We start from the raw sequence: 7,608 nt of genomic DNA on the forward strand, positions 1-7,608 counted from the left end.
CGGCGGACAAACACCGGCCGGGCAGATCGGCGGAGCCGATATTGCGTCTGATCGACGCGTGCGGACATTGTGGTTGTGACACACTGCCTCGACGACTGCACGAAGGGAACGGATCGGTGAAGGACGCACCGGCCCGGCGCCGCCACCACGGATCGCGTCGGGACCCGGCGATCAACGAGGCGGTGCTGGAAGCCACCCGCAAGCTGCTGGTGACCCGCGGCTACTCGGCCACCTCGATCGATCTCATCGCCGCGACCGCCAGGGTGAGCCGACCCGCCATCTACCGGCGCTGGCGGTCCAAGGCCCATCTGATCCACGAGGCGGCGTTCCCCGATCTCGGTTCGGCGCCCTGCGAGGACGACGTCGCCGCCGAAATCACCCGGCTGTGCCGCGGGGCGCTGGTCATGTATGGCGACCCCGTTGTGCGCGAGGCGTTTCCGGGCCTGTTGCACGACCTGCGCCTGGAGCCCGCCATGCAGAAGCTGATCGACGACAGGCTGGAGGCGGCGGCGCGGCGACAGCTCGCCGGACAGGTGGCCGACGGGGTCGAGCGCGGCAGGGTCCGCCCGCGCGTGGACGCCGACACCGTCATGGACGTCATCGCGGGCGCGGCCTGGTACGCGGTCTGCGTGCGGAAGGTGACCGACATCGACGACGCGGCGGCGAAGCTGGCCGATCTGGTGCTGCACGGCGTGCTCGTGCCGGACGCCGGGACCTAAAGCCGGCCGACCCGCCCCAGCCCCGCGACGGTGTCGGCGATGGTCTCGGCGGGATCGCGCGGGGTGATGCCGAGGTCACGGCGGCCGGGCTCGTCGTCGGACTCGGGCATCTGGGTGTAGTACTGCATCGCCGCCGAGTTGATCGGCGTCTGGAACGGCATGAACGGCCCCACGACGTCGAGAAGTCTGCCCGCGGTGCGCAGGGCGACGTCGGGCACCGGATAGACGAGCAGGGTCCGGCCGGCCGCGGCGCCGATCATCGATGCCAGTTTGTCGACCGGAACCCGTTGCCCTCCTGCCATGTAACGGCGCGGGCCGCGTCCGGCGTCGAGGAGGGCCACGTGCAGCGCCGCGAGATCGCGGACGTCGACCACGATCCATGCCGCGCTGCGGCCGGGCACGCCGCGCATCTTCACCGACGCCTCGACGCCCTCGGCGGCCTCACCGAACTGATCGCCCGCGGGCGGGCCGAGCACCATCCCGGGATAGGTGATGGTGACCGGTGCGCCGGCATCCTGCAGGCCGCGGGCGTAGGACTCCACCGCGGCCTTGGACCGGCCGTAGCCGTCGCTGCCGCCGACCACCGGCAGATCTGCGTGGAGCACGTCGAGGCCGGGCCGGAACAGCGCGGTGAAGCTCGACACGTGGACGATCGGGTCGATACCGGCGTGCACGGCGCCGCCGAGAACGTTGCGCGCACCCTCGAGGTTGATGTGCAGCATCTCGTCGGCGCGGTTCGGGTCTGTGGAAACCATTGCCGCGCAGTGGATCACCGCATCGCAACCGTCCATGGCGGCTGCGGTCGCCGCCGGGTCGGCGATGTCGCCCGTCACGTGGTCGCCGATGTCGACGCCGATCTTCTCGGCGCTGGTGGTCAGCCGGTCGGGGTTGCGGACCAGGAACCGCACATCGTGCCCGGCGTCCTGGGCCGCTTTCGCGGTCCATGCTCCGACGAAGCCGGTGCCGCCGGTGACCAGTACCCTCATGCGCCCCTCCGCTCGACGCCGGGGACCGACGCCCGCCCGGCTTGCGTCCACAGTACGGTCGACCGGACGTTAAGCAGGTCGGGGCGCCGGCCGAGGCCTTACAGTGACCCCATGGGGGCGCAACAGCAGATGCCGACGGGTTTCGAACGACCACGGGTGGACCCCGGCGCGCTGGCGCTGGCCACCGTCGCGGGTGCGGTGGCGTTCATCATGGGTCCGGGTGAGTGGGATCTGCTGGCCGTCGTGATCGGTGTGATGCTGCTGTGCATCCTGCTCGCGCACCACATCCCCGCACCGGCCGACCTGACCCCACGGTCCCTGCTGCTGCGGGCGGCCTTCGGCGCCACCACCGGCCTGGCGTTCTGCATCGCGGCGGCACCCGCGATCCAGCACCTCGTGGTGGCCCCGTTCTTCCACAGCGAGGACGACGAGGGCTTCTCGATGGACGCGTGGAACACGACGGTGTCGCTGTCGATCCTGTGGTTCTTCGCCGCGACGCTGATCGCGGTGTTCGAGCCGAGGATCGCCCGGTGGCTGGACACGCCGCACCGGCGGGCACGGGCCGGCGACGCCTAGTTGACATCCGTCAAGTAATTCCGCCGATGTGCCCTTCCGGGCGGGCGCGCTGCTATACGTTGACCCGGTGCACTCATCGTTGCGTCCGCAGTTGATCCAACGCCCCGCCGACCTGACCGCCGAGTGGCTGACGGCGGTGCTCGGGCAGGGCACCGTCACCGCGTTCAGCGTCGACCGGATCGGCACCGGCCAGATGAGCGAGTGCTACCGCGTCTCGCTGCGCTATGCCGAGGACGGCGCTGGTCCGGCGTCGGTGGTGCTCAAGGTCGCCGCGGCCGACCCCAGCAGCCGTCAGACCGGCCTGGCGATGGGGCTCTACGAACGTGAGGTCCGGTTCTACACCGACATCGCTCCGGATCTCGACGGGCCCGTCGCACCCTGCTATCACGGCGCCTACGACCCGGACACCGGCGTCTTCGACCTGTTGCTCGCCGACGCCGCTCCGGCGGTGGTGGGTGACGAGGTCCGCGGCGCCACAGTCGAACAGGCGACGCTGGCGCTTACGCAGATCGGCCTGGTCCACGGTCGGCTGCTGGGCAGCCGGGCGCTGGAAGGCGCGGGCTGGCTGAACCGGGAGTCGCCGGTGAACCAGGGCCTGATCAGCGCGCTCTACGCCGGTTACATCGACCGCTACCGCGACCTGATCGCGCCCGAGCACCGGGACGTGTGCGAACGTTTCGTCGCGTCGTTCGACGCCTACATGGCGGCCGAGGACGCCTCCGACCGGCCGCGGGGTCTGGTGCACGGCGATTTCCGGCTCGACAACATGCTGTTCGGCCAGGACGGGTCCGACCGTCCGTTGACCGTGGTCGACTGGCAGACCGTCACCTGGGGGCCGGCCTTCACCGACGTCGCCTACTTCCTCGGCTGCGCGTTACCCGTGGACCAGCGCCGCGAAAATTACGACGCGCTGCTCGCCGTGTACCACGAAGCGCTCGGTCCCGCGGGTGTCACCCTCGAGGAGGTGCGCGAGGGGGTGCGTCACCAGAGTTTCTTCGGGGTGCTGATGGCCATCGTGTCGCCGATGCTCGTGGAGCGGACCGAGCGCGGCGACGAGATGTTCATGGCGATGATCGCGCGGAACTGCCAGCACGTGCTCGACACCGACGCGCTCGCCATCCTGCCGGCACCCAGCACGCCGGAACCGTTGCAGCCCAACGCCGATGACGACGGCCGCCACCCCCCGACCGACGAAACGCTGTGGAGCGAGAGCTGGTACTTCGACTTCGTCGACCCGTCCCGGCAGGTCGGCGGCTGGATCCGGCTGGGGCTGATCCCGAACGAGAACCACGCGTGGATCAACGCCCTGCTGTGCGCACCGGGCGCCCCCACCGTCGCGCTGCTCGACTTCGACGCCCCGCTGCCCGAGGACCACACCCGTGTCCGCGCGGGCGGTATCGAACTGGACATCGACGTCCCGGCCCCGCTGCGGACCTACCGGGTGGCGGTGCGGGGTCGGGGCGAGGCCCACGACGACCCGTCGGCGATCCTGCGCGGAGAAGCGGGCCGGCCCGTCGCGGTGACGATGGACCTGACCTGGACCACGGTCGGGCAGCCGTACCAGTACCGCATCTCACCGCGCTACGAGATTCCGTGCACGGTCACGGGAACCGTCGTCGCCGACGGGCGGACCTACGACTTCGCCGACGTCCCGGGACAGCGCGACCATTCCTGGGCGGCGCGGGACTGGTGGGGCATGGACTGGATGTGGAGCGCACTGCACCTCGACGACGGCACGCACCTGCACGGAGTGGAGATCCTGATCCCCGGCGCAGCCCCGATGGCGGTCGGCTACGTCCAGCGCGACGGTGAGCCACTCGTCGAGCTGACCTCGGTGACCGCCCGGACCTCCTTCTCCGACAACGGTTTGCCGCTATCGGCCGAGGTGGACTATGCGCCGGGCGGCGTCACCGCCACCCTCGACGTCCGCGGCCATGCGCCGGTGCTGCTGACGGCGACGGACGGGAGGCTCAGCCGGTTCCCGCGGGCGTGGGGGACGGTGAGAACCGCCGACGGCCGCACCGGGGTGGGCTGGATCGAGTGGAACCGCAGCCAGGGCTGAGGCGGCGCCCTAACTCGCGCTCTGGAGCTGCACCAGATTGCCGCAGGTGTCGTCGAGTACCGCGGTCGTCACCTGTCCCATGTCGGTGGGCGCCTGGGTGAAGCGGACTCCCTTGTCGCGCAACCGCTCGTACTCCGCGCGGACGTCGTCGACGACGAACGCGGTGAACGGGATCCCGTCGGCGACCAGCGCGTCCTTGAACGGTTTCACGGCAGGGTGGCCGTCCGGTTCAAGGGTGAGTTCGGTGCCGTCGGGATCCTCGGGCGACACCACGGTGATCCATCGGGCACCGCCCATCGGAATGTCGTGCTTGACCTGAAATCCGAGCACATCGGTGTAGAAGCGCAGCGCCTTGTCCTGATCGTCGACGAGCATGCTGGCGTAACTGATCCTCATGTCGTTCCTTCCTCGGTGCCGGTGTTCTCGAGCCACCGCCGGGCGACCTCGCGCAGCGGTGCGGTGTCGATGTAATGGAACTTGTAGCGGCCTTCGCGGCGGGTCGCGATCAGGCCGGAGGACTCCAGCACGTCCAGGTGCTGGGACGTCGACTGCCGAGACGCGCTGACCCCGTGCTTGGTGGCCAGACGCGCGCAGATCTCGAAAAGTGTCTGGCCGTCCCGGTCGGTCAACTCGTCGAGGATCATCCGCCGCGTGGGATCGGCCAAGGCCTTGAAGACGTCACCCACGACCCGACAATAGGCAAGTAGGTACTTGCCTGTCAAGACGGGGGTTCGCCAACCTCACTCCGCGGGGTGGTTCCAGGGGGAGTCCACCCGCGTCGCGGGTATGGGAAGCCGCGATTCGGGCAGCGGCGGAACCGCTTCCAGCACCGGGTTGCGATCCCGCAGCGCACCGGGGGTCCGTCCGCGGCCCCAGCCGACCATGTCGCGGTACCCACCCAGCAGACCGGTGCGGGCGACCGCCTCCTCGTCGGCGTGCGGACTGTCCGGGCCCACCGGCGCCGAGACGGGGGAGACGTACAGCGCGTCGACGGGGCAGTACGCCTCACACATGAAGCAGGTCTGGCAGTCCGATTGCCGGGCGATCACCGGGATACCGTCCGCACCGCGGTCGAAGACGTCGGTGGGGCACACCTTCACGCACACGTCGCACGCGATGCAGGCGGCGGCGCTGACGATCTCGATCACGCCACCGCCTCCGACGAAAGCAGTTGCGGTGACGTCGGATCCGCCGCGGTCCACACCTCGTCGAGCCCACCGACCAGCAGGCGGTGACCGAGCCGGTGATCGAGGGCGGGGAGGTCCTCGCGGCGGTGCAGCCCCCGGCTCTCGGTGCGCGCCAGCGACGCCGAGGTGATCCACCGCGCGGCGGCGACCAGAGCGACCGCCTGCCGCGCTTTGTATGCCTCCCGCGCCGGCACCGGTGCCAGCCCGGCGGCGATGTCGCGCCACAGATCGTCGAGTGCCGCGGCGGACGCGGTGAGCCTGTCATGTGACTTGAGGTGGCTGCGCAGCGGCGGCAGGATCTGGTCCTGGGCGGCGCGCACCACCTCGTCGACGGTCGGCGCGTCCCGGGGTCCGGGCCGCAGACCCACCCGGTTGCTCGCGGTGGACGCATCTCTGGTGCGGCCCCGGCTGAACTCCGCGGCGCCGCGCCCGGCGAACGATCCCGACGCGATCGCCCAGGATCCGTTGTGGCTGCCGCCGCCGCTGATCGCCCCGGTGATCAGCTCCCTGGTCGCGGTGTCGCCCGCGGCGAACAGGCCGGGAACGGTGGTGGCGCAGTCGGGCCCGGTGATCCGCAGCCCGCCGGTGCCACGCACCGAGCCCTCGTACACCATCCGGACCGGGTAGGCGGTGACGAACGGATCGATGCCGGCCTTGTCGAGCGGGAGGAAGTAGTTGGGCTGGGCATCCCGCATGGTCTGCCGGATGTGTTCGGGTGCGCGGTCCAGCCTGGCGAACACCCGCTGCCCGTGCGCGAGTGCCCACTGAGCGTCCCTGCGGCCGCCCAGGCCGCGTTCGGTCGGGAAGGGGCTGCCGTGTTCGTCGTAGAAGGTGGCCCACTGCAGCATGCGGCCTTTGGTGTGGGTGCCCCACTCCGGCGCCAGCGCATAGGCGGCGCTGAATTCCATGCCGGACAGGTCCGCGCCCACCTCGGCGGCCATCAGATAGCCGTCGCCGGTGTCGACGTTGGTGCCGAAGGACCCCGACAGGAACGCGGTGCCGCCGGTGGCCAGCACCACCGCGCCGGACCGGATGCGCCACGGCCGTCCGCCGTCCTGGCGGGCGATTCCGGTCGCGCCGTTGACGATTCCGTCGGCATCGGTGGTCAGCGCGGTGGCGGGATGATGGTCGAGGATGCGGACCCCGCTGCGGTGGGCTTTGCGCCGCATCCGGCGCATGTATTCCGGGCCCTGCAGGCTGCTGCGCAGCGGCCGGCCGTCATCGCCGACCGGGAACGGGTAACCCCATCGGGCGAGCTGGTCGATCCGGTCCCAGGCCGCGGCCAGCACCCGCGCCATCCAGTCGGCGTCGGTCAGGCCGCCCGCGGCGGCCTCGCGCTCACGGATGGATTCGTCGCGGCGCGGGCCGGGAGGGATCAGCCACAGGTTGTTGCCGCCGGCGGCGGTGGCGCCGCTGGTCCCGCAATAGCCCTTGTCCACCAACGTGACCCGGCTTCCGGCTTCGGTCGCCGCGATCGCGGCCCAGGTGGCGGCCGGGCCGCCGCCGATCACCAGGACGTCGGTGTCCTGGGTGTCGACCTCAGCGGCCGCGGTCATGCCCGACCTCCTCCCGGACGCCCAGTTCGGCGAGCAGTGCCCGGCGCAGATCGTCGAAACCGTCGTCACCGCGGCTGCGTGGGAACGGCAGGTCGACGCGGCGGTTCAGTGACACGGTGCCCTCGGACAGCACGACCACGCGGTCGGCGAGCAGGATCGCCTCGTCGACGTCGTGGGTGACGTGCAGGACGGCCATGTGCCTGCGGGCCCACAGGTCGTGCAGCAGGCGGTACATCTTGAGCCGGGTCAGCGCGTCCAACGCGCCGAACGGTTCGTCGAGCAGCAGCAGGTCGGGTTCGCGCACCAGCGCCCGGGCCAGTGAAACCCGTTGTGCCTCACCGCCGGACAGCGACAGCGGCCATGAGCGCGCCTTGTCGGACAGCCCGACCTCGTCGAGTGCGTCCCGCTGGTGGCCCGGATCCGCGACTACGCGCTACGCGACGAGTACGCGCGCCGCCTCGCCGGGTGGACCGGCTGGAACGACGAGAGCCAGGTGCTCGGCCGTGTGCGTGAGGAGGCCGC

At 70.9% G+C, this 7,608-nt stretch carries 8 protein-coding genes and 2 pseudogenes; 4 read left to right on the plus strand and 6 right to left on the minus strand.

Features of this window, described 5'->3' with window-relative positions:
• The first annotated feature begins 116 nt into the window (after window positions 1-116).
• Window positions 117-719 carry a TetR/AcrR family transcriptional regulator gene (locus tag ASJ79_RS14040; RefSeq protein ID WP_197420211.1) on the plus strand — a complete coding sequence of 201 codons (603 nt, stop codon included), beginning with the start codon at window positions 117-119 and terminating at the stop codon, window positions 717-719.
• Here the strand turns inward: ASJ79_RS14040 and ASJ79_RS14045 are convergent.
• Window positions 716-1,705, minus strand: a complete 990-nt coding sequence (locus ASJ79_RS14045; protein WP_067956122.1) for an SDR family NAD(P)-dependent oxidoreductase — start codon at window positions 1,703-1,705, stop codon at window positions 716-718. The two genes, ASJ79_RS14040 and ASJ79_RS14045, sit on opposite strands and share 4 nt — an antisense overlap.
• Window positions 1,706-1,816: 111 nt before the next feature.
• On the opposite strand from ASJ79_RS14045, the gene ASJ79_RS14050 reads away from it, so the two are divergent.
• Window positions 1,817-2,281 (plus strand): hypothetical protein, encoded by a 465-nt coding sequence (locus ASJ79_RS14050; protein WP_067956124.1) that lies wholly within the window; start codon window positions 1,817-1,819, stop codon window positions 2,279-2,281.
• A gap of 67 nt (window positions 2,282-2,348) precedes the next feature.
• Window positions 2,349-4,343, plus strand: a complete 1,995-nt coding sequence (locus tag ASJ79_RS14055; RefSeq protein WP_156448440.1) for a phosphotransferase — start codon at window positions 2,349-2,351, stop codon at window positions 4,341-4,343.
• A gap of 9 nt (window positions 4,344-4,352) precedes the next feature.
• Here ASJ79_RS14055 and ASJ79_RS14060 read toward each other — a convergent pair whose 3' ends face one another.
• The 5 genes and pseudogenes from ASJ79_RS14060 to ASJ79_RS14080 form a co-directional block, all read right to left on the minus strand.
• Window positions 4,353-4,739 (minus strand): VOC family protein, encoded by a 387-nt coding sequence (locus tag ASJ79_RS14060; protein ID WP_067956126.1) that lies wholly within the window; start codon window positions 4,737-4,739, stop codon window positions 4,353-4,355.
• Window positions 4,736-5,029, minus strand: a complete 294-nt coding sequence (locus ASJ79_RS14065) for a helix-turn-helix transcriptional regulator (RefSeq protein WP_067956128.1) — start codon at window positions 5,027-5,029, stop codon at window positions 4,736-4,738. The genes ASJ79_RS14060 and ASJ79_RS14065 overlap by 4 nt, the downstream gene beginning before the upstream one ends.
• A gap of 54 nt (window positions 5,030-5,083) precedes the next feature.
• Complete coding sequence (locus ASJ79_RS14070; RefSeq protein WP_067956130.1) at window positions 5,084-5,491, minus strand: ferredoxin family protein; 408 nt, start codon at window positions 5,489-5,491, stop codon at window positions 5,084-5,086.
• The gene (locus ASJ79_RS14075) at window positions 5,488-7,086 is read right to left on the minus strand and encodes an FAD-dependent oxidoreductase (protein WP_067956132.1); all 1,599 of its coding nucleotides are present in this window, start codon (window positions 7,084-7,086) and stop codon (window positions 5,488-5,490) included. Before ASJ79_RS14075 ends, ASJ79_RS14070 begins: the two co-directional genes overlap by 4 nt.
• Window positions 7,070-7,492 (minus strand): annotated as a pseudogene (locus tag ASJ79_RS14080) (ATP-binding cassette domain-containing protein); the annotation flags it as partial. The pseudogene ASJ79_RS14080 and the gene ASJ79_RS14075, both read right to left, overlap by 17 nt.
• On the opposite strand from ASJ79_RS14080, the pseudogene ASJ79_RS31025 reads away from it, so the two are divergent.
• Window positions 7,487-7,608: pseudogene (locus ASJ79_RS31025) on the plus strand (hypothetical protein); the annotation flags it as partial. The pseudogenes ASJ79_RS14080 and ASJ79_RS31025 overlap by 6 nt on opposite strands.

This window comes from Mycobacterium sp. NAZ190054 (assembly GCF_001545925.1).
Taxonomy (GTDB): Bacteria; Actinomycetota; Actinomycetes; order Mycobacteriales; family Mycobacteriaceae; genus Mycobacterium.